This window comes from Mizugakiibacter sp., assembly GCF_039680435.1.
In the GTDB taxonomy this organism is placed as follows: domain Bacteria; phylum Pseudomonadota; class Gammaproteobacteria; order Xanthomonadales; family Rhodanobacteraceae; genus Mizugakiibacter.
In genome coordinates this window covers 1-18,253 of sequence record NZ_JBDKSX010000114.1, presented here as the reverse complement: position 1 = coordinate 18,253, position 18,253 = coordinate 1, and the positions used below count along the sequence as shown (strand labels likewise).

At 73.4% G+C, this 18,253-nt stretch carries 17 protein-coding genes and 1 pseudogene; 5 read left to right on the top strand and 13 right to left on the bottom strand.

The genetic code is table 11. The features are described from left to right. Positions 1 to 1,267: DUF4139 domain-containing protein (locus tag ABFC67_RS12465; RefSeq protein WP_346738353.1), on the top strand; the 1,267-nt coding region annotated here is incomplete at its 5' end. Positions 1,268 to 1,272: 5 nt separating this feature from the next. Continuing rightward, positions 1,273 to 2,034, top strand: a complete 762-nt coding sequence (locus ABFC67_RS12460) for an enoyl-CoA hydratase/isomerase family protein (RefSeq protein ID WP_346738352.1) — start codon at positions 1,273 to 1,275, stop codon at positions 2,032 to 2,034. Positions 2,035 to 2,234: 200 nt separating this feature from the next. Here the strand turns inward: ABFC67_RS12460 and ABFC67_RS12455 are convergent, their stop codons facing one another. Continuing rightward, entirely contained in the window at positions 2,235 to 3,089 is an 855-nt protein-coding gene (locus tag ABFC67_RS12455) for a sulfurtransferase (protein ID WP_346738351.1), read from the bottom strand. Continuing rightward, positions 3,086 to 3,864 (bottom strand): annotated as a pseudogene (locus tag ABFC67_RS12450) (CoA pyrophosphatase). Before ABFC67_RS12450 ends, ABFC67_RS12455 begins: the two are co-directional and overlap by 4 nt. A 76-nt stretch (positions 3,865 to 3,940) precedes the next feature. Between ABFC67_RS12450 and ABFC67_RS12445 the strand changes: the two are divergent. Continuing rightward, positions 3,941 to 4,312, top strand: a complete 372-nt coding sequence (locus tag ABFC67_RS12445; protein ID WP_346738350.1) for a hypothetical protein — start codon at positions 3,941 to 3,943, stop codon at positions 4,310 to 4,312. Between the two features lie 217 nt (positions 4,313 to 4,529). Here the strand turns inward: ABFC67_RS12445 and ABFC67_RS12440 are convergent, their stop codons facing one another. Continuing rightward, positions 4,530 to 5,243 (bottom strand): FKBP-type peptidyl-prolyl cis-trans isomerase, encoded by a 714-nt coding sequence (locus tag ABFC67_RS12440; RefSeq protein ID WP_346738349.1) that lies wholly within the window; start codon positions 5,241 to 5,243, stop codon positions 4,530 to 4,532. Between the two features lie 205 nt (positions 5,244 to 5,448). Here ABFC67_RS12440 and ABFC67_RS12435 point away from each other — a divergent pair, with 205 nt between their 5' ends. Then, positions 5,449 to 6,231: an enoyl-CoA hydratase-related protein gene (locus ABFC67_RS12435; protein ID WP_346738348.1), complete on the top strand. Its 783-nt coding sequence runs from the start codon at positions 5,449 to 5,451 to the stop codon at positions 6,229 to 6,231. 40 nt (positions 6,232 to 6,271) lie between these two features. On the opposite strand, the gene ABFC67_RS12430 is transcribed toward ABFC67_RS12435, so the two are convergent. The 6 genes from ABFC67_RS12430 to ABFC67_RS12405 form a co-directional block, all read right to left on the bottom strand. After that, complete coding sequence (locus tag ABFC67_RS12430) at positions 6,272 to 6,775, bottom strand: metallophosphoesterase family protein (protein ID WP_346738347.1); 504 nt, start codon at positions 6,773 to 6,775, stop codon at positions 6,272 to 6,274. Between the two features lie 10 nt (positions 6,776 to 6,785). Continuing rightward, the gene (locus ABFC67_RS12425) at positions 6,786 to 7,682 is read right to left on the bottom strand and encodes a DUF1684 domain-containing protein (protein ID WP_346738346.1); all 897 of its coding nucleotides are present in this window, start codon (positions 7,680 to 7,682) and stop codon (positions 6,786 to 6,788) included. A 34-nt stretch (positions 7,683 to 7,716) separates the two neighbouring features. Continuing rightward, positions 7,717 to 9,519, bottom strand: a complete 1,803-nt coding sequence (mutL, locus tag ABFC67_RS12420; RefSeq protein WP_346738345.1) for a DNA mismatch repair endonuclease MutL — start codon at positions 9,517 to 9,519, stop codon at positions 7,717 to 7,719. 51 nt (positions 9,520 to 9,570) lie between these two features. Then, positions 9,571 to 10,995: an N-acetylmuramoyl-L-alanine amidase gene (locus tag ABFC67_RS12415; RefSeq protein ID WP_346738344.1), complete on the bottom strand. Its 1,425-nt coding sequence runs from the start codon at positions 10,993 to 10,995 to the stop codon at positions 9,571 to 9,573. Between the two features lie 113 nt (positions 10,996 to 11,108). Continuing rightward, complete coding sequence (gene tsaE, locus ABFC67_RS12410) at positions 11,109 to 11,597, bottom strand: tRNA (adenosine(37)-N6)-threonylcarbamoyltransferase complex ATPase subunit type 1 TsaE (protein ID WP_346738343.1); 489 nt, start codon at positions 11,595 to 11,597, stop codon at positions 11,109 to 11,111. Next, positions 11,590 to 13,071: an NAD(P)H-hydrate dehydratase gene (locus tag ABFC67_RS12405; protein WP_346738342.1), complete on the bottom strand. Its 1,482-nt coding sequence runs from the start codon at positions 13,069 to 13,071 to the stop codon at positions 11,590 to 11,592. Before ABFC67_RS12405 ends, tsaE begins: the two co-directional genes overlap by 8 nt. 62 nt (positions 13,072 to 13,133) lie before the next feature. Here ABFC67_RS12405 and queG point away from each other — a divergent pair, with 62 nt between their 5' ends. Beyond that, positions 13,134 to 14,252, top strand: coding sequence for a tRNA epoxyqueuosine(34) reductase QueG (queG, locus tag ABFC67_RS12400; RefSeq protein ID WP_346738341.1), 1,119 nt, complete (start codon positions 13,134 to 13,136; stop codon positions 14,250 to 14,252). A 95-nt stretch (positions 14,253 to 14,347) separates the two neighbouring features. On the opposite strand, the gene pgi is transcribed toward queG, so the two are convergent. The 4 genes from pgi to panB form a co-directional block, all read right to left on the bottom strand. Continuing rightward, entirely contained in the window at positions 14,348 to 15,991 is a 1,644-nt protein-coding gene (pgi, locus tag ABFC67_RS12395; RefSeq protein WP_346738340.1) for a glucose-6-phosphate isomerase, read from the bottom strand. 78 nt (positions 15,992 to 16,069) lie between these two features. Continuing rightward, positions 16,070 to 16,450 carry an aspartate 1-decarboxylase gene (panD, locus tag ABFC67_RS12390; RefSeq protein ID WP_346738339.1) on the bottom strand — a complete coding sequence of 127 codons (381 nt, stop codon included), beginning with the start codon at positions 16,448 to 16,450 and terminating at the stop codon, positions 16,070 to 16,072. Positions 16,451 to 16,538: 88 nt separating this feature from the next. Further along, positions 16,539 to 17,390: a pantoate--beta-alanine ligase gene (gene panC, locus ABFC67_RS12385; protein ID WP_346738338.1), complete on the bottom strand. Its 852-nt coding sequence runs from the start codon at positions 17,388 to 17,390 to the stop codon at positions 16,539 to 16,541. Next, positions 17,390 to 18,220, bottom strand: a complete 831-nt coding sequence (gene panB / locus ABFC67_RS12380; protein WP_346738354.1) for a 3-methyl-2-oxobutanoate hydroxymethyltransferase — start codon at positions 18,218 to 18,220, stop codon at positions 17,390 to 17,392. The genes panC and panB overlap by 1 nt, the downstream gene beginning before the upstream one ends. Positions 18,221 to 18,253: the final 33 nt, after the last annotated feature.

Sequence of the window (18,253 nt, the reverse complement as noted above, 5' to 3'; positions counted from 1 at the left end):
GCAGACGCTGGCGCTCGCCGGCCTGCCGACCACGCTCGACCCCGAGGCCGTCGATCTCGACGCCGGCGCCGGCGTGCGCGTGCTGATGCAGCGCCTGCTGCTGCCACGCGGCGAAGGCAACGCGCTGCTGGCGCGCCAGGTCGGCCGCACGGTCAGCGTGCTGGGCACCGACGGCAAGCCGCTCGCGGAAGGCGAACTGCTCGACGCCGGCGACAGCCTCAGCGTGCGCACGACGGACGGCCGCGTCATGGTGCTGCGCGACTACGCCGCGGTGGCGCTGACCGGCGCCGACGCCGGCGCACGCGGCGCCACGCTGGCGCTGACCGTGGACAGCGCGCGCAAGGGCGCGGCCGACGCCGTGCTCACCTATCCCGCCGGCGGCCTCGGCTGGCGCGCCGCCTACACCGCGACGCTGCAGGACGGCGCTGCGTGCCGCATCGCCTTCGATGCGCGCGCCAGCATCGCCAACCGCAGCGGCCGCGACTACCGCGGCGCCGCGCTCAAGCTGGTCGCCGGCGAACCGAACTTCGCCAAGAGCTCGGGCCCGCGCCCGGTGCTGATGAAGGCGATGGCGGCGCCCGCCGCCGAAGCCGACGCCTACACGCCGCAGCAGGCCGCGCTGGGCGACTACCGCAGCTACACGCTGCCGCAGCGCGTCGACCTGCCCGACGCCAGCGTCAGCCAGGTACCGCTGTATGCCGCACGCACGCTGGACTGCCAGCGCGCCTGGATCTTCGATCCGGCGCCCGGCGCATGGTCCCCGCCGGTGCCGCAACTGCAGCCGATGATGGGGCCGACGCACGTCGAGGGCCAGGTCGCCAGCACGCTGCGCTTCACCGCCTTCGACAGCCTGCCCGCCGGCTACCTGCGCGTGCTGGCCGTCGATCGCGACGGCCATGCCGAACTGCTCGGCGAGGCGCGCATCGCCGACACGCCGAAAAGCAGGCCGGTGGACGCGGTGCTGGGCACCGCCTTCGACCTGCGCGGCGCGCGCGAACGCACCGCATTCCACGTCGACCGCGCCGCGCGCCGCATGGACGAGGCGTTCCGCATCACGCTCAGCAATGCCGGCGACGCCGCGCGCACCGTCACCGTGCGCGAGCGCCCCTCGCGCTGGCGCGCGTGGACGCTGGCCTCGTCCTCGTTGAAACCCTCCCGGCAGACGCCGGACCTGCTCGAATTCGCCGTGCCGGTGCCCGCGCACGGCAGCGCCACGCTCGACTACGCGCTGCGCTACACCTGGACCGCCGGGCAGGAAACGGAGTGACCCCCATGCTGCAGACGATCGACCACGAGGACGGCATCCGCGAACTGCGCCTGGCGCGCCCGCCGGTCAACGCACTGAACCCCGCGCTGGTGCGCGCGCTGCGCACGGCCGTCGAGGACGCGCCCGGCGAAGGCGCCACCGCGCTGCTGCTGTCGGGATCGCCCGGCATGTTCTCGGCCGGCCTCGACGTGCCGGAGCTGCTCGCGCTCGACCGCGCGCGCTTCGAGCCGTTCTGGCGCGACTTCTTCGGCCTGTGCGCGGCGCTGGCGCGCTCGCCGATCCCCGCCGCCGCCGCCGTCACCGGCCACAGCCCGGCCGGCGGCGCCGTGCTGGCGCTGATGTGCGACTGGCGCGTGATGGCGCACGGCCCGTTCAAGATCGGCCTGAACGAGGTGCAGGTCGGACTGACCGTGCCCGGCTGCATCCAGGCCGCGCTGCGCCGCCTGCTCGGCTCGCACCGCGCCGAGCGCCTGCTGGTGGCCGGCGCGATGCTGGACGCCGAACAGGCGCGCGCCGTCGGCTTCGTCGACGAGCTGGCCGACGTCGACCACGTGGTCGCGCACGCGCTGACCTGGCTGCGCGAGCTGCTGGCGCTGCCGCGCAAGGCGATGCTGGAAACGCGGGCGATGGCGCGCGCCGACCTCGCCGCGATCTTCGCCGACCCGGCCGCGCTGCCCGTGCACGAATTCCTCGACGGCTGGTTCGCGCCGGAAGCGCAGGCGGTGCTGCACGCGCTGGTGGCGAAGCTCAAGGAAAAGAAATCGTAGGCGGCTCCCGACCCGCCGTTTCCCATCGTCGCGTCGGCGACCGGAGCACAAACGGCAGCGGCTCGAAATCCGCCTTGCGCATCGCCGTCGATCACGGCGCCGAGCCGACGCCACGTAGCGTGCGCTCCGCGCACGGAGCGCACGCTACCCGCGTCTCGATGTCCGCATTGGAAGCCCGCCGAGGCGGGTCGAGGCCCGCCCTACGCGTCGCCCTGGGCGACGGGCCGCGTCGGATCGCCGACCCAGCCGCTCCACGATGGCGCGAACAGGCGCGAGCCGGCGAGGCCGGCGTGTTCCATCGCCAGCAGGTTGTGGCAGGCGGTGACGCCCGAGCCGCACATGTGCACGACGTCGGCCGGCCGGCGCGCGCCGAGCAGCGCGGCGAACTCCTGGCGCAACGTCTGCGCGCGCTTGAAACGGCCGCCGTCGTCGAGGTTGTCGGCGAACGGCCGGTTGCGCGCGCCGGGCACGTGGCCGCCGACCGGGTCGATCGGCTCGACCTCGCCGCGGTAGCGCGGCGCGGCGCGCGCGTCCAGCAGCAGCATCGCGGGATCGTCCTTGGCGCGCGCGGCGACGTCGAAGCCGGCGAGCCGCGCTTCGTCGTAGCGCGCCTCGACGCGTGTCGGCGCACGCGCCGGCACGCCGGATTCCAGCGGCAGGCCGGCGGCGGTCCAGGCCTGGATGCCGCCATCCAGCACGGCGACGCGCGACGCGCCGGCGAGGCGCAGCATCCACCACAGCCGCGCCGCCGCCAGCGCGCCGCCAGCGGCGTCGTAGGCCACCACCTGCAGCGCCGGCGTCCAGCCCCAGCGCGCCAGCAGCGCGGAGAACGCCGCCGCATCGGGCAGCGGGTGGCGGCCCTGCCCCCGCTTCGACAGGTCGGAAAGGTCGCGATCGAGATGCGCGTAGACCGCACCGGGCAGATGGCCTTCGGCGTGCAGGCGCTCGGCGGCCATCGGGTCGGCGAGGTCGAAGCGGCAATCGACGACCAGCACGCCGGCGGGCGGCAGCGCGGCCAGCTCGGGGGCGGTGATCAGCGTCGCGTACGTCGTCATAGCTGTCCCATCCTGCGCAGCAGGTTGACCAGGATGCCCGCGGTCGCACCCCAGATGGTGTGCCCGCCGTGGCGGAACTCGAACACTTCGCGCGGCCGGCCGCGGAAGTCGATCTGCCGGGTGTGCAGGTTGGCGCGGTCGAGGAAGAAGCCGAGCGGCACCTCGAACACCTCGGCCACTTCGCCAGGCTGCAGCCGCAGCGGCGTGCCCGCCGCGACCGCGGCGACCACCGGCGTCACGCAGAAGCCGCTGATCGTCTCGAAGCAGTCGAGGTAGCCGAGCGGGCGCACCGCGCTGCGCGCCAGCCCGATCTCCTCCTCGCTCTCGCGCAGCGCCGCGGCGACCGCGTCGGCGTCCGCGGCCTCGATGCGGCCGCCGGGAAAAGCGACCTGGCCCGCGTGATGGCGCAACTGCTCGGTGCGACGCGTGAACAGCAGCGCCGGCTCGGCGCCGCCCAGCACCGGCACCAGCACGGCCGCCGGCGTGCACGACGCGGCGCCGATCAGGTCGGCCAGCTCGGCGTGGTTCCAGCCGGGCGGCGCCGGCGGCGCGTCGAGCGGATGCAGCGCCTGCAGCAGCGGCGCGTTCATCGCGGCATCCGCCGCAGCGGCAGCACTTCGCGCATCACGCGCAGGCGCTCGGCATCGTCCAGCCGGCTCCAGCGCGCGATCTCGTCGCCGCTGCGGCGACAGCCGACGCACAGGCCGTCCGCATCCAGCCGGCAAACGCCGACGCACGGCGTGAGCGGGGGATGCGCGTTGGCTTCGGCGGACATGACGCTCGCAAGTTGGGAAACCGGAACAAGGTTGCTAGATTAGCCCAAAGGCCGCGGCGCGGCCGGGGACGTCCTCATGTTCGCACTCGCGACACGGCTGGTCAGCGACTACGGCAAGGTGCTGGCGCGCGTGCATCCGGACGTCTACGGCCTGCCCGAATCGCTGCTGCCGCACCCGAAGGCGCGCATCCGCGACGCGATCCGGCTGCTGCTGGAACAACTGCCGGCCGACCAGCCCGAGCTGCGCGAAGGCCTGATGCGCGGCTACGTCTACCTCGCCCAGTTCGTGCCCGACGACGAGGCGGCGATCATCGCCCAGGGCCAGGCCGCGCTGTCCGGCGGAGGCAACGACGAATCCGCCGCGGAACCGGCGACGCGGTTGATCAACCGCATCAAGCTCGACATGGAGCGCGCGCTGGAGGAAGTGCGCGTGGTCGGTCCCGGCTGACGCTGCCCGCCGCGCGGGCAGCGCAGGGCGGAGCCCCCGAACCACGCCCGGCGGCTGTGCGCTTGAGCCGCCCTGCGCCACAACGCCTCTGCGGCGCGCCGTACCGGCTTCCCGCCCCTGGAGTCGAGGGTCCATCCCTCGCGCAGCGGGGGATGGGGGTCCGGAGGCATGGGTCCGTGTTCCGAAGCGCGGATTCGGGAATCCGCGCAGGGGTTCGTCAGGGCTTGACGTCGAGCAGCTTGATCTCGAACACCAGCGCCTGGTTGGGGCCGATGCGCGGCGGCTGGCCGCGCTCGCCGTAGGCCAGCTCGGCCGGCAGGAACACGCGCCAGTAGTCGCCGGCCTTCATCATCGGCAGCACTTCCTGCCAGCCGCGCACCATCTGGTTGACCTTGAACGTCACCGGCTCGCCGCGCGCGAAGGTGCTCTCGAACTCCAGCCCGCTCGGCAGCGAGCCGCGGTAGTGCACGGTGACGTCGCTGTTCGCGGTCGGGTGCTTGCTGCCCTGCCCCTCCTCGATCACCTGGTACTGCAGGCCGGAGGGCAGCGTGACGATGCCCTTCTTGGTGCGGTTCTCGGCGAGGAACCTGGCGCTGGCCTGCTTGTTCTCCGCGGCCAGCTTGTCGAACGCGGCCTTGGCTTCGGTGTACAGCTTCCGCTGCATCGCGCCGAGCTGCTGCTGCATGTCGGCCATCGGCACCGTCGGCTGACGCTTGGCGTAGGCATCCTGCAGGCCGCGCACGACGGTGTTCATGTCGACGTCGATCTTGTCGCCGACGAAGTTGGCGCCGATCTGGTAGCCGACCGCGTAGGAAAGCTTGTCCTTGTCGATCGCCACGTGAGGCGCCGGCGCGGTCTGCGCGCCTTGCGCCAGCGCGACGCCGGCCGCCGCGAGCAGGGCGATGGTTGCCAGTATCCGGGTGAGCCTCATGCCTTTCTCCCAAGCCGCGCGCCGGCCGGCGCGCCGAAATTTCGATCATAACGGACGCGCGCGGGCGCCTCCATACGGAGGCCGCCCCCGCCGCGGCGCTGCCGGGGCCGGTCGGACAGGGGGCCGCTGCGCTGAGATCGTGGCCGCGGCGGAAGGTTCCCGGCCTGCGCTACCATCGCCGGTTTGACGCAAAGGGAACCTCGCCATGGCCTATCGCAACCTCCTCCTCGCGGACCGCGGCGCGGTGCGCACCATCGCCGTCAACCGGCCGGACAAGCTCAACGCGCTGAACCGGGAGACGCTGAACGAGCTGTCCATCGCCTTCGCGCAGGCGCGCCACGACGACGCCGTGCGCGTGGTGGTGCTGACCGGCGCCGGCGACAAGGCGTTCGTGGCCGGCGCAGACATCGCCGAGATGAGCGCGCTCGCGCCGCTGCAGGCGCAGGCGTTCTCGCAGGCGGGCCAGCAGCTGATGCTGGCGATCGAGCGCCTCGGCAAGCCGGTGATCGCGCGCGTGCAGGGCTACGCGCTGGGCGGCGGCATGGAGCTGGCGATGGCCTGCCACCTGCGCGTCGCCAGCGAGAAGGCGAAGTTCGGCCAGCCGGAGATCAACCTCGGCCTGATCCCCGGCTTCGGCGGCACGCAGCGCCTGCTGCGCCTGGCCGGCCGCGGCGCCGCGCTGGAGCTGTGCCTCGGCGGCGCGCAGATCGACGCGCAGCACGCTCACCAGCTCGGCATCGTCGGCCGCGTGGTCGCGCCGGACCAGCTCGACGCGACGGTCGACGCGCTGGCCGACCAGCTCGCCGCCGCCGCGCCGCATGCGCTGGCCGGCATCCTCGATGCGGTGATCCAGGGCGGCGAATGCGCGCTGGAGCAGGGCCTCGCCTACGAGACGCAGGCGTTCGCGCTGTGCTTCTCGACCGAGGACATGCGCGAAGGCACGCGCGCCTTCCTCGAGCGGCGCAAGCCCGATTTCGGCGGACGCTGAACGCGCGACTGCGCGGGATCGGCACCGCCGCCGATCCGTCCTACGCCGGTGGAAAGCGCACGGCCTCGACGCGCCAGGTCCGCACGCCGGCGTGCAGCAGCAGGCAGCTCGGCCCGCCGTGGGTGCGTGCGCGCCCGGCGGCGCCGGCATTCAGCACCCACGGCGCGATGGCGTCGTCCACGCACAGGCGATGGCTGTGTCCGTACAGCACGGCGCGGGCGCCGGCGTAGACGCGCCGCAACCGCGCATGCCGATCGCGCGCGGCGAGCGCATCGCCGTGCACCACCGCCAGCACGCCGCCGGGCAGCTCGATGCGCGCCTCCGCGTCGAGCCCGTGCAGCGCGGCCGCGGGGCCCAGCCACTTCGCCGCCACGTCGTTGTTGCCGCGTACGGCGATCACGCGCGGGCAGCGCTCGGCGAGCGCGTCCAGCACCGAAGCCGCACCGACATCGCCGGCATGCGCCGCCAGCGCGCAGTCCGCAGCCAGCGCGGCGATACGCGCGTCCAGCGCGCCGTGCGTATCCGACAGCAGCAGGACGCGCACGGCGACACCCTCAGTGTTCGGCGCCGCGATATTTCTTTTCGCCGGCGGTGACGCGCAGGTCCAGCCGGTTCTCCGGTGGCGCCAGCGGACAGGTCGCGTACGGCGTGAAGGCGCACGGCGGGTTGTAGGCCTTGTTGAAGTCGAGCACGAGCTTGCCGTCCTTCGGCATCGGCGCGTACAGGAAGCGCGCGGCGCCGTAGGTTTCCTTGCCGCTGGTGCGGTCGGCGAAGATCACGAACAGCTCCTGGTCGCCCGGCACCTCGATCACCGGCAGGATTTCGTAGGTGTGGCCGTCGCGCTCGAACACCGCCTTGCCGGGCACCGGATAGTTTTCGACGGTGCCGATCACGGTGGGAATCTCCAGCTCATGCGCCGGCTCGAACGGAATCCACTTCGCCTCGATGCGCCAGGACGGGTCGATGGGGAAGGCGTCGAGGCCGAGGAAATGCGCGCGCGTCGCCGCGTCCGGATCCTTCACGCGCAGGCCCTTGCGGCCGGCGCGATCGATCAGGTAGAAGCCCGCGCTGCCGAACGACACGCGCGTCGGCGCGTCGTGGCTGTCGTCGAGCAGTTCCGCGGATGCGGCCGGCTTGCCGTCGATCAGCGCGCCGCTGCCGTCGGCCAGCGCGATGCGCACCTTGCCGTCCGCGCTCCACGTCAGCGTGCCCAGATGCGCCGGGCCCGCGTTCAGCACCACGTCGCTGTCGGCGGCGCTGCCGACCGTGCTGGCGCCGGGCTTCAGCCAGTGCAGGCCGACCAGGCTGAGCCAGCCGTCCGGCGCGGTCAGGCGCGCGAGGCGTTGCGCGCGCCACTGGTCGATCTGCTTGGCGTAGTCGGGGGAAGGTTCGGCCGACACGTGGGCGACCCCGGCCATGGCGGCGACGAGGAACAGGCTGGTCCGTAACATCGGGAACTCCCGTGATTGGGCGACGGCGCGGACGTCAGCGTCCGCGCATGAACAGGCGATCGAGCTCGGCCACGCTGAGCTGGGTCCAGGTCGGGCGGCCGTGATTGCACTGGCCGGAGCGCTCGGTGGCCTCCATCTCGCGCAGCAGCGCGTTCATTTCCGGCAGGGTCAGGCGCCGGTGCGCGCGCACCGAGCCGTGGCAGGCCATCGTCGAGAGCAGCTCGTTCTGCAGTTCCTCGAGCCTGCGCGAACTGCCCTGCGCGACGAGGTCGGCGAGCACGTCGCGCGCGAGCTGCGCGGCATCGGCGCCGTCCAGCAGCGCCGGCACGCGCCGCAGCGTGACCTGCTGCGGGCCGCTGCGGTCCAGCTCCAGGCCCAGCGCGGCCAGCGTTCCGGCGTGCTCCTCGGCCGCGGCCGCCTCGCGTTCGCTGACCGCCAGCGCCAGCGGCACCAGCAGCAGTTGCGAGCGGATGCCGTCGCAGGCCTGCGCCGCCTTCAATTTCTCGTAAGTCACGCGCTCGTGCGCGGCGTGCATGTCGACCAGCACCAGCCCGTCCGCGTTCTCGGCGAGGACGTAGATGCCGGCGAGTTGCGCCAGCGCGAAGCCGAGCGGCGGCGTTTCGCCGTCTTGCGGCTGCGGCGGTGCGGCAGCCGCAGGCGCCGACGCAAGCGCGGTTCCCGCGGTGCCGAGCAGCGCGGCGTAGGGATCGCCCGCCGCTTCGCGCACGCCGAGGCGCAGCGGCGCCTGGCCGCGCCAGGCACCGGCGCGCGGCGCCTGCGACGCCGCGGCCGCCGCTGCGGGCGGCGCCACCGCGAGCTGCGGCGCGGTCGCGCCGGCGCGCGTTTCGGCAATCGCCTCGTGCAGGGTGCGGAACAGGAAATCGTGCACCAGCCGCGCCTCGCGGAAGCGCACCTCGTGCTTGGCCGGATGCACGTTGACGTCGACGCCTTCGGGATCGAGTTCGAGGAACAGCACGTAGGCCGGATGGCGGCCATGGAACAGCACGTCGGCGTAAGCCTGGCGCACCGCGTGCGCGACCACGCGGTCGCGCACCTGGCGGCCGTTGACGTAGAAGTACTGCTGGTCCGGCTGCGCGCGCGCCGCGGTCGGCAGGCCGACCCAGCCGCCCAGCGCCAGCCCGGCGGCACGGTGCTCGACGCGCAGGCTCTGCGCGGGGAAGTCCGGGCCGAGCACCTCGGCGACGCGCGCCAGCGCGGCGGCCTCGTCGCGCGCCGGCTTGAACAGGCGCAGCGGCTTGCCGTTGTGGCCGAGCCGGAACTCGATGTGCGTGCGCGCCAGCGCCAGCGACTTCACCAGTTCGTCGATGTGGCCGAACTCGGTGCGCTCGGCGCGCATGAACTTGCGCCGCGCCGGCACGTTGTAGAACAGGTCGCGCACCTCGACGCTGCTGCCTGGCGGATGCGGCGCCGGGCGCGGCGCCTGCGCGCGGCCGCCGTCCACTTCCAGCCGGAACGCGGCGCCCTGCTCGCGCGGGCGCGAGGTGAGCGCGAAGCGCGACACCGAGGCGATCGACGGCAGCGCCTCGCCGCGGAAGCCGAGCGTGGCGACGCGTTCGAGGTCGGCGAAGCTGGCGATCTTGCTGGTGGCGTGCGCGGCGACCGCCAGCGCGAGTTGGTCGGCGGCGATGCCGCTGCCGTCGTCGCGCACGCGGATCAGGCGCGCGCCGCCCTCCTCGATGTCGATCTCGATGCGCGTCGCGCCGGCGTCGAGGCTGTTCTCGACCAGTTCCTTGACCACCGAAGCCGGGCGCTCGATCACCTCGCCGGCGGCGATCTGGTTGACGAGTTCGGGGGGCAGCGGACGGATGTTCGGCATGGCGGGCCTGCGCGCGAGGCCCCCAAGCATACCGACGAACCGCGCCGGGCGTCAGGACGCCGGGATCACCAGCACCGCACCGGCGCGCAGGCCGACGTCGCCATCGAGGCGGTTGGCGCTGCGCAGCTCGTCGAGGCTGACGCCGTACTCCTGGGCGATGCCGGACAGCGTCTCGCCGCGCAGCACGCGATGCAGCGCCTGCGCGCTGTCCGCGTCGTCGCCGTTGGCGCCACCGTTGCCGCTGGTGCTGGTGCCGGCGCGGCGCGAAGCGACCTGCTGCGGTGCGGGCGCCGGCGGTTCGCGGCCGGCGTTGTACGCGAACAGCGTGCCTGGCGGCGGCGTCGACTGGAAGTAATTGCGCACGCCCTGCAGGATCGCCTGCGCGAGCTGCTCGCGGTGTTCCGGGCTCTTCAGCTTCTTCTCTTCGACCGGGTTGGTGATGAACGCGGTCTCGACCAGCACCGAAGGCACGTCGGGCGAACGCAGCACGACGAAGTTGGCGCGTTCGACGTAGCCGCGATGGGTCGGGCCGAGCTTCGCCAGCGCCTTCAGCACGTCGTTGGCGACGGCGTTGCTGGCCTCCATCGTGTAGCCCTGCGACAGGTCCAGCAGTACGGAAGCGAGGGTGTCGTCCTTGTCGTCCAGCGACACGCCGCCGACCAGGTCGGCGCGGTTTTCGCGATCGGCCAGCCAGCGCGAAGCCTCGCTGCCGGCGCCGCGCGGCGACAGCACCCACACCGACGAGCCGCGTGCGTCGCTGGAGGAGAACGCATCGGCGTGGATCGAGACGAACAGGTCGGCCTTGTTCTCGCGCGCGATCTGGTAGCGGCGCTTCAGCGGGATGAAGTAGTCGCCGTCGCGGGTCAGCACCGCCTTCATGCCGGGCTGGCGGTCGATCAGCCCGGCGAGTTCGCGCGCGACCGCCAGGGTGACGTTCTTCTCGTAGGTGCCGCTGGCGCCCTTGGCGCCGGGGTCGTCGCCGCCGTGGCCGGCGTCGATCGCCACCACCACCTTGCGCGGTTTGCCGGGCAGCGCGTCGTCGATGCGCTTGGCCACCGCCGGCATCGCCTTGGCGGCGCCGTACAGGTCGAGCACCAGGCGGTAGCCGTATTCGTCGGTCGGCTTCAGCAGGAAGCTCTTGGGGCGCGCGGATTCGTTGAGGTCGAACACCACGCGCGCGCCGTCGTTGCCGCGCTTGCCGGCGCGCACGCTCTTGATCAGGCCCTTGGCCGCCGGCGCCTTGAAGGCGTCGGCGAAGCGGCTGCCGTCGAGGTCGAGCACGACGCGATCGGGGCTGGCCAGCTGGAACAGCTTGTAGTCGAGCGGGCCGGACAGGTCGAACACCACGCGCGTGTATTCCGGGCCGGACCACACGCGCAGGGCCTGCACGTCGGCCGCCGCCGCCGCGTGCGCGAGGCTGCCCGCCGCACAGGCGGCCAGCAGCCGGATACCGATCCTGGAAAACACTCCCCGCATGGTCGCGGATTGAACTGCAACCGCCACGGCTTTGCAAGAGGTTTTCCCTTTGCAATCCGTGGGCTGCAATCTGTTTGTGAGAGCCCGCTCAGAAACCGGCGGCAAGCGCCTGCTTACGCCCGGTTCGTTCGTGGGGGCTGCAGGTTTCTCAGGGCCTCCCGGGCCGGCGCCGAAAGCGCCGATAACCGCGCGCGCCGCCCCGTCCCGGCATGTGCCAGATCGAGCCGCCAATCCGGCGGCGGCAGCGCGCCGGCGCCGCGCTCGGGCCACTCCACCAGCACCAGGCCGGACGGTTCCGCCAACGCATCCAGGCCGAGGAATTCCAGTTCGCCCGGATCGGCGATGCGATACAGGTCGAGGTGGTGCGCGACGATGCCGCCGAAGCGATAGCTCTCGATCAGGCTGTAGGTCGGACTCTTGATGCGTTCGTTCGCGCCGAGCGCGCGCAGCAGGGCGCGCGCGAAGCTCGTCTTGCCGGCGCCCAGTTCGCCGTGCAGGTAGACCACGCCGCCCGCGCGCAGCGCCGGCGCCAGCCGGTGCGCCAGCGCGGCGGTCGCCGCCTCGTCGGGCAGATCGACCTCGAGCACGGCGGCCTCACTCATGCGGCTGGCCATTGACCAGCACGCGCAGCGGCGGGAACAGGTCCGACGCCAGCAGCCCGCGCTCGCCCTGCGCGGCGGCCAGGTCGCCCGCGCGCGCGTGCAGGCCGACGCCGAGGCAGGCGGCCTCCCACGGCGCGAGGCCCTGCGCCATCAGGCCGGCGATCACGCCGGTCAGCACATCGCCCATGCCGCCCGAAGCCATGCCCGGATTGCCCCAGCGGCACACCGCGACCTCGCCGGACGGCGCGGCGATCAGCGTGCCTGCGCCCTTCAGCGCCGTCACCGCGGCGTAGCGCTGCGCCAGCGCGCGCACGGCGGCGTAGCGGTCGCGCTGCACGGCGGCGACGTCGCAGCCGAGCAGGCGCGCGGCCTCGCCCGGATGCGGGGTCAGCACCGCGGGCCCGCGCAGCGCGCGCGGTTCGCGCACGAGCAGGTTCAGCGCGTCGGCGTCCAGCACCAGCGGGCGCTGCGCGTCGAGCAGCGCGGTCAGCCACAGCGCATGGCCCCAGGCGCCCTGCCCGAGGCCCGGGCCGAGCGCGATCACGTCGGCGCGCTCGCAGGACGCGGCGAGCGCCTGCGGACCGTCCACCGCGCGCGGCATCAGTTCGGGCCGCGCGGCCAGGATCGGCGCGACGTGCTCGGCGCGCGTGGCGATCTCGACCAGTCCCGCGCCGACGCGCAGCGCCGCCTCGCCGGCGAGGCGCGCCGCGCCGCCCATGCCGTGGTCGCCACCGACCACCAGCACGCGACCGTAGTCGCCCTTGTGGCCGCCGCGTGCGCGCGGCGGCAGCGCTTCCGCGGCCAGCAGCCGCGCGTCCGGCGCGTGCGCGGCGTACAGCGCTTCCGGCAGGTCGAGCGTCGACAGCTCCAGCGCGCCGCAATGATCCGGACCCTGCGCGGTGAACAGGCCGCGCTTCCAGGCGACGAAGCTGACCGTCGCCGCGGCGCGCACCGCCGCGCCGGGCGCGCAGCCGCTGTCGGCATCGAGGCCGGAAGGAAGGTCCAGCGCCAGCACCGGCGCGCCGCAGCCGTTCAGCGCCTCGATCAGCGCCGCGGCCTCGCCCTGCGGCGCGCGGTTGAGCCCGGTGCCGTACAGCGCATCCACGCAGACATCCGCCGCCGGCAGCGCCGCGCGCCACGATTCGATGCGCCCGCCCGCCTCGGCGAAGGCGGCGCGCGCGCGCGCCGCGTCGCCGCGTCCCGCGTCGTCCGGCGCCAGCACGTGCGCCGCCAGGCCCGCCTCGAGCGCCAGCTTCGCCAGCAGGAATCCGTCGCCGCCGTTGTTGCCCGGGCCGCACAGCACGCCGATGCGGGAGGCTTCCGGCCAGCGCCGGCGCAGCGCGGCGAACGCGGTCCAGGCCGCGCGCTGCATCAGGTCGTAGCTGTCGACGCCGTAGCGCTCGGCGGCGGCGCGATCGAGCGCGCGCGCCTGTGCGGCGGTGTACAGCGCGAATGGGGCGGGAATGGCGGCCATGCCGGGATTATACGGAGCGCCGCGACCGCAACCGTCGCGGCACGCTCGCCTAGAATGGCGGCATGTCCGCCACCGCCCCCTCGCCGCCGCCCGCCGGCATCGATTACGCCGCGCTCGCCGCCGATATCCGCCGCTGGGGCGCCGAACTCGGCTTCCAGCAGGTCGGCATCGCCGACGTGGAACTGGGCGCCGACGAGGCGCACCTGCTCGAATGGCTGGAGGCCGGCCTGCACGGCACCATGGACTACATGGCGCGCCACGGCGTCAAGCGCAGCCGTCCGGCCGAGCTGCAACCCGGCACGCTGCGGGTGATCTCGGTGCGCATGGACTACGCGCCGCCCGATATCCGCGACGCGTGGACGACGCTGCGCGATCCGACGCTCGGCTACGTCTCGCGCTACGCGCTCGGCCGCGACTACCACAAGCTGATCCGCGGCCGCCTGCAGAAGCTGGCCGACCGCATCGCCGAGGTCACCGGCCCGTTCGGCTACCGCGCCTTCACCGATTCGGCGCCGGTGCTGGAGAAAGCGCTGGCGCGCAACGCCGGGCTCGGCTGGACCGGCAAGCACACCCTGCTGCTGAACCGCGACGCCGGCTCGTACTTCTTCCTCGGCGAGCTGTACACCGACCTGCCGCTGCCGCCCGACGCGCCACCCTCGGCGCACTGCGGCAGTTGCACGCGCTGCATCGACGTCTGCCCCACGCAGGCGATCATCGCGCCGTACAAGCTCGACGCCAGGCGCTGCATCTCCTATCTCACCATCGAGCAGCGCGACGCGATCCCGCTCGAGCTGCGTCCGCTGATGGGCAACCGCATCTTCGGCTGCGACGACTGCCAGTTGGTGTGCCCCTGGAACAAGTACGCGAAGGTCACCGCGGAACCCGACTTCGCGCCGCGCCACGCGCTGGGCGGCAGCAAGCTGGTCGAGCTGTTCGCCTGGAGCGAGGCGGAATTCCTCGCCCGCACCGAAGGCATGGCGATCCGCCGCGCCGGCTACGAGGGCTGGCTGCGCAACGTCGCCGTGGCGCTGGGCAACGCGCCGTACGCCGAGGACGTCGTCGCCGCGCTGCGCGCGCGCGCCGATCATCCGTCGGCGCTGGTGCGCGAGCACGTCGCCTGGGCGCTGGAACAGCAGGCGCGCAAGGCGCACGACGCTTCGCAGGATGCGGCGAAGCCGTAGGATGCGGCGAGGCGAAGCCGAATCGCATGCCGCGGAGCGCGCATCGCGCGCCGGCGATGCGGTTCGCCGCGCCCGCCGCATCCCACGTGCCGCGCTCAGCGCGCTTCGCGACGCGCTTGGATCGCCTCGATCAGCGCGCGCGTGGAGGGATCGAACGCGGCGCTGTCCTCGGCGTCGCCGTCCAGCGCCGGCAGGATCGCCCTGGCGATGGTCTTGCCCAGCTCGACGCCCCACTGGTCGAACGCGTTGACGCCCCACAGGCGGCCCTGCACGAACACCTTGTGCTCGTACAGCGCCAGCAGCATGCCGAGGCTGTGCGGGGTCAGCGCGTCCAGCAGGATCACCGAGCTGGGGCGGTCGCCGGGAAAGGTGCGCTGCGCGGCCAGCGCTTCGCGCGCGACGGCGTCGCCGGCCGGCGCCTCCGCCAACGCCTCCTCGTGCGTCTTGCCCAGCGCCAGCGCCGCGGCCTGCGCCAGCAAGTTGGCGAGCAGCGCGTCGTGGTTGCCGGCGAGCGCGTGGTCGGGACGTACCACGCCGACGAAGTCCACCGGCACCACGTCGGTGCCCTGGTGCAGCGCCTGGAAGAACGCGTGCTGCACGTTGCTGCCGACGCCGCCCCACAGCACCGGCACGCTGGCATCGGCCAGCGGCCCGCCGTCGGCGCGGACGCGCTTGCCGAGGCTCTCCATCTCGACCTGCTGCAGGTGCGCGGGCAGCTCGCGCAGGCGGTCGGCGTACGGGATCACCGCGAGGCTCGGATAGCCGAGCGCGTTGCGGTTCCAGACGCCGGCCAGCGCGAGCAGCACCGGCAGGTTCTCCCGCCACGGCGCCTCGCGGAAGTGGTCGTCCATGCGCGCGGCGCCGTCCAGCAGCTCGCGGAAACGCGGCATGCCGACCGCCAGCGCGATCACCAGCCCGACCGCCGACCACAGCGAGTAGCGGCCGCCGACCCAGTCCCACATCGGCAGCACGTGGTTGCGCGGCACGCCGAACGCGGCCGCCGCCTCGACGTTGGCGCTGACCGCGATGAAGTGGCGTGCGGCGGCGTCCGCGTCGCCGTCGTGCGCGGCGACCAGCCATGCGCGCAGCGCGCGGCCGTTGAGCAGGGTTTCCTGCGTGCCGAAGCTCTTCGAGACCAGCAGCACCAGGGTGCGCCGCGGATCCAGCCGGCGCATCAGCGCGCTGGTGGCGTCGCCGTCGACGTTGGGCAGGAAGTGGCAGCGCACGCGGCCGGTGTGGAACGGCGCCAGCGCCTCGACCACCAGGCGCGGGCCGAGGTCGGAGCCGCCGATGCCGACGTGGACCACGTCGGTGATCGTTTCCGGCAGGCCCAGCGCCGCGCTCTCGCCGGCCTCGATCGCGTCGGCGATGTGCGCCATGCGCTCCAGCGTCGCCGCGACCTCGGCGCGCAGCGCCGCCGGCGCCGGCGAGGGCAGATGCGCGCCGCCCGCGCGCAGCGCGGTGTGCAGCACCGCGCGCCGCTCGGAGGCGTTGATCGGATCGCCGCGGAACATCGCGTCGCGCGCCGCCTGCCAGCCGCGCGCCTCGGCGAGCGCGCCGAGTGCGTCCAGCGCGGCGACGTCGAGCTTCTGCCGGGTCAGGTCGAGCAGCAGCGGCCCGAGGCGGTGGCGCAGGCGCGGGGCGCGCGCGTCGTCGCGCAGCAACGTGCGCAGGTGGGTGGAGCGCAGGCGCGCCGCGTGTGCGGCGAACTGCTCGGCGATGCTTCGATCCGCGGCCATGGCTTCCGGTATCGGGGACGGAAAGCCGCGATGGTAGCGAACGGCCGCGGCGGTTTCAGCCGCGGCCGCCTGCGGCGTTCAGGCCGCCTGCTTGGGGATGGAGTGATTGGTGTGGGTCAGCCGGTTGTCGCGGTCGACGTAGACCAGGGTCGGCTTGAACTGCGCCAGCTCGGCCTCGTCCAGCCGCGCGTAGGCGCAGATGATCACCAGGTCGCCCGGCTGCGCGCGGTGCGCGGCAGCGCCGTTCACCGTGATCGAGCCGGAGCCCTCCTCGGCGCGGATCGCGTAGGTGATGAAGCGGTGGCCGCTGTTGACGTTGAAGACGTGGACCTGCTCGTACTCGCGGATGCCGGAGACGTCCAGCAGGCGCCCGTCGATGGCGATCGAACCCTCGTAGTGCAGTTCGGCCTGGGTGACGGTGGCGCGGTGGATTTTGGCCCTGAGCATGTTGAGCTGCATGTGACGCTACCTCGGCAAGCGCCGGGGGACGGGCGCCGGCGAAACGCGATTATACGGGATGGCGCGAAGTTTGCCGCAGCGCAACAAGTCAGAGCCCGTCGAACGGCAGGTTGTCGATCAGACGGGTGGCGCCGAGCCGGGCGGCGATCAGCGCGATCAGGCCGGAATCCTCGCCGGCGGCGGGTTCGGCCAGGTCCTCGGCACGCCGGACCACGGCGTAGTCCGGCGCGAAGCCGGCCTGTTCCAGGCGCCCGCGCGCGGCCGCCTCGACCACCTCGCGCGGATGGCCGGCCCGCAGTTGCGCGCGCATCCATTCGAGCGTGGCGTGGATCGCCGGCGCACGCGCGCGCTCGTCGGCCGAGAGGTACTGGTTGCGCGAGCTGAGCGCGAGGCCGTCCGCCTCGCGCACGGTCGGCCCCGGCACGATCTGCACCGGCAGCGCGAGGTCGCGCACCAGCGTCTTCACCACCAGCAGCTGCTGCCAGTCCTTCTGGCCGAACACGGCGACGTCCGGCTGCACCAGGTTGAGCAGCTTGGTCACCACGGTGGCGACGCCGTCGAAATGGCCGGGACGATGCGCGCCCTCGAGCGTCGCGGTCACGCCGGGCACGCTGACCGTCACCGTGCGCTCGGGGCCGGACGGGTACATCGTCGCGACGTCGGGCGCGAACAGCAGGTCGCAGCCGTGCGCGGCCAGGCCGGCCTGGTCCTGCGCCAGCGTGCGCGGATAGCGCGCGTAATCCTCGTTCGGCCCGAACTGGGTGGGATTGACGAACACGCTGGCCACCACGCGCTCGGCACGGCTGCGCGCGATGCGCAGCAGCGAGTGGTGGCCGGCGTGCAGGTTGCCCATGGTCGGCACGAAGCCGATGGCGTGGCCCTGGCTGCGCCAGGCGCGGACCGCGGCGCGCAGCGCGGCGGCGTCGGTGACGGTCTGCATCAGGACTCGAAGCTGTGCTCGGGACCGGGGAAGCGCCCGGCGCGCACGTCGTCGGCATAGGCGGCGATGGCCGCCTGCACCGAATCGCGCCCGGCGAGGAAATCCTTGCTGAAGCGCGGCCGCTTGCCCGGCGTCAGGCCGAGCAGGTCGTAGCTGACCAGCACCTGGCCGTCGCAGCCGGGACCGGCGCCGATGCCGACGGTCGGGATCGCCAGCTCGCTGCTGATGCGCGCCGCCAGCGGCGCCGGCACGTATTCCAGCACCAGCAGCTCGGCGCCCGCGGCGGCCACCGCGTGCGCGTCGGCGACGAGCTTTTCGGCGGCGTCCTGCTGCTTGCCCTGCAGGCGATAGCCGCCCAGCTTGTGCACCGACTGCGGCGTCAGCCCGAGATGCGCGCACACCGGCACGTCGTGCGCGGCGATCGCGGCGATCGCCTCGCACACCCAGCCGGCGCCTTCGAGCTTGACCATCGCCGCGCCGCCCTCGGCCACCAGCCGTCCGGCCGAGGCCAGCGCGGTGGCCGGATCGCGGTAGCTCATGAACGGCATGTCGGCGATCAGCAGCGTCGCGCGCAGCCCGCGCGCCGACGCCGCGGTGTGGTAGATCATCTGGTCCAGCGTCACCGGCAGCGTGCTGGCGTGGCCCTGCACGACCATGCCGAGCGAGTCGCCGACCAGCGCGACGTCGACGCCGGCAGCCTCCAGTTGCGCCGCCATGCTGGCGTCGTAGCAGGTCAGCATGACGATGCGCTCGCCGCGCGCTTTCATCGCGCGCAGGCCGGGCACGGTCGTCGGCTTGCGCTCGGGGGCCTTGCTGGGTTGCGCGTACACGGCGGCTCCTGGCGAGGGTGGGACGAACAGCGG

Bases quoted from the DNA above. Each gene is read 5' to 3' on its own strand.
- ABFC67_RS12460 (WP_346738352.1), top strand. From the start codon at position 1,273: ATGCTGCAGACGATCGACCACGAGGACGGCATCCGCGAACTGCGCCTG.
- ABFC67_RS12455 (WP_346738351.1), bottom strand. From the start codon at position 3,089: ATGACGACGTACGCGACGCTGATCACCGCCCCCGAGCTGGCCGCGCTG.
- ABFC67_RS12445 (WP_346738350.1), top strand. From the start codon at position 3,941: ATGTTCGCACTCGCGACACGGCTGGTCAGCGACTACGGCAAGGTGCTG.
- ABFC67_RS12440 (WP_346738349.1), bottom strand. From the start codon at position 5,243: ATGAGGCTCACCCGGATACTGGCAACCATCGCCCTGCTCGCGGCGGCC.
- ABFC67_RS12435 (WP_346738348.1), top strand. From the start codon at position 5,449: ATGGCCTATCGCAACCTCCTCCTCGCGGACCGCGGCGCGGTGCGCACC.
- ABFC67_RS12425 (WP_346738346.1), bottom strand. From the start codon at position 7,682: ATGTTACGGACCAGCCTGTTCCTCGTCGCCGCCATGGCCGGGGTCGCC.
- mutL (WP_346738345.1), bottom strand. From the start codon at position 9,519: ATGCCGAACATCCGTCCGCTGCCCCCCGAACTCGTCAACCAGATCGCC.
- ABFC67_RS12415 (WP_346738344.1), bottom strand. From the start codon at position 10,995: ATGCGGGGAGTGTTTTCCAGGATCGGTATCCGGCTGCTGGCCGCCTGT.
- tsaE (WP_346738343.1), bottom strand. From the start codon at position 11,597: ATGAGTGAGGCCGCCGTGCTCGAGGTCGATCTGCCCGACGAGGCGGCG.
- ABFC67_RS12405 (WP_346738342.1), bottom strand. From the start codon at position 13,071: ATGGCCGCCATTCCCGCCCCATTCGCGCTGTACACCGCCGCACAGGCG.
- queG (WP_346738341.1), top strand. From the start codon at position 13,134: ATGTCCGCCACCGCCCCCTCGCCGCCGCCCGCCGGCATCGATTACGCC.
- pgi (WP_346738340.1), bottom strand. From the start codon at position 15,991: ATGGCCGCGGATCGAAGCATCGCCGAGCAGTTCGCCGCACACGCGGCG.
- panD (WP_346738339.1), bottom strand. From the start codon at position 16,450: ATGCAGCTCAACATGCTCAGGGCCAAAATCCACCGCGCCACCGTCACC.
- panC (WP_346738338.1), bottom strand. From the start codon at position 17,390: ATGCAGACCGTCACCGACGCCGCCGCGCTGCGCGCCGCGGTCCGCGCC.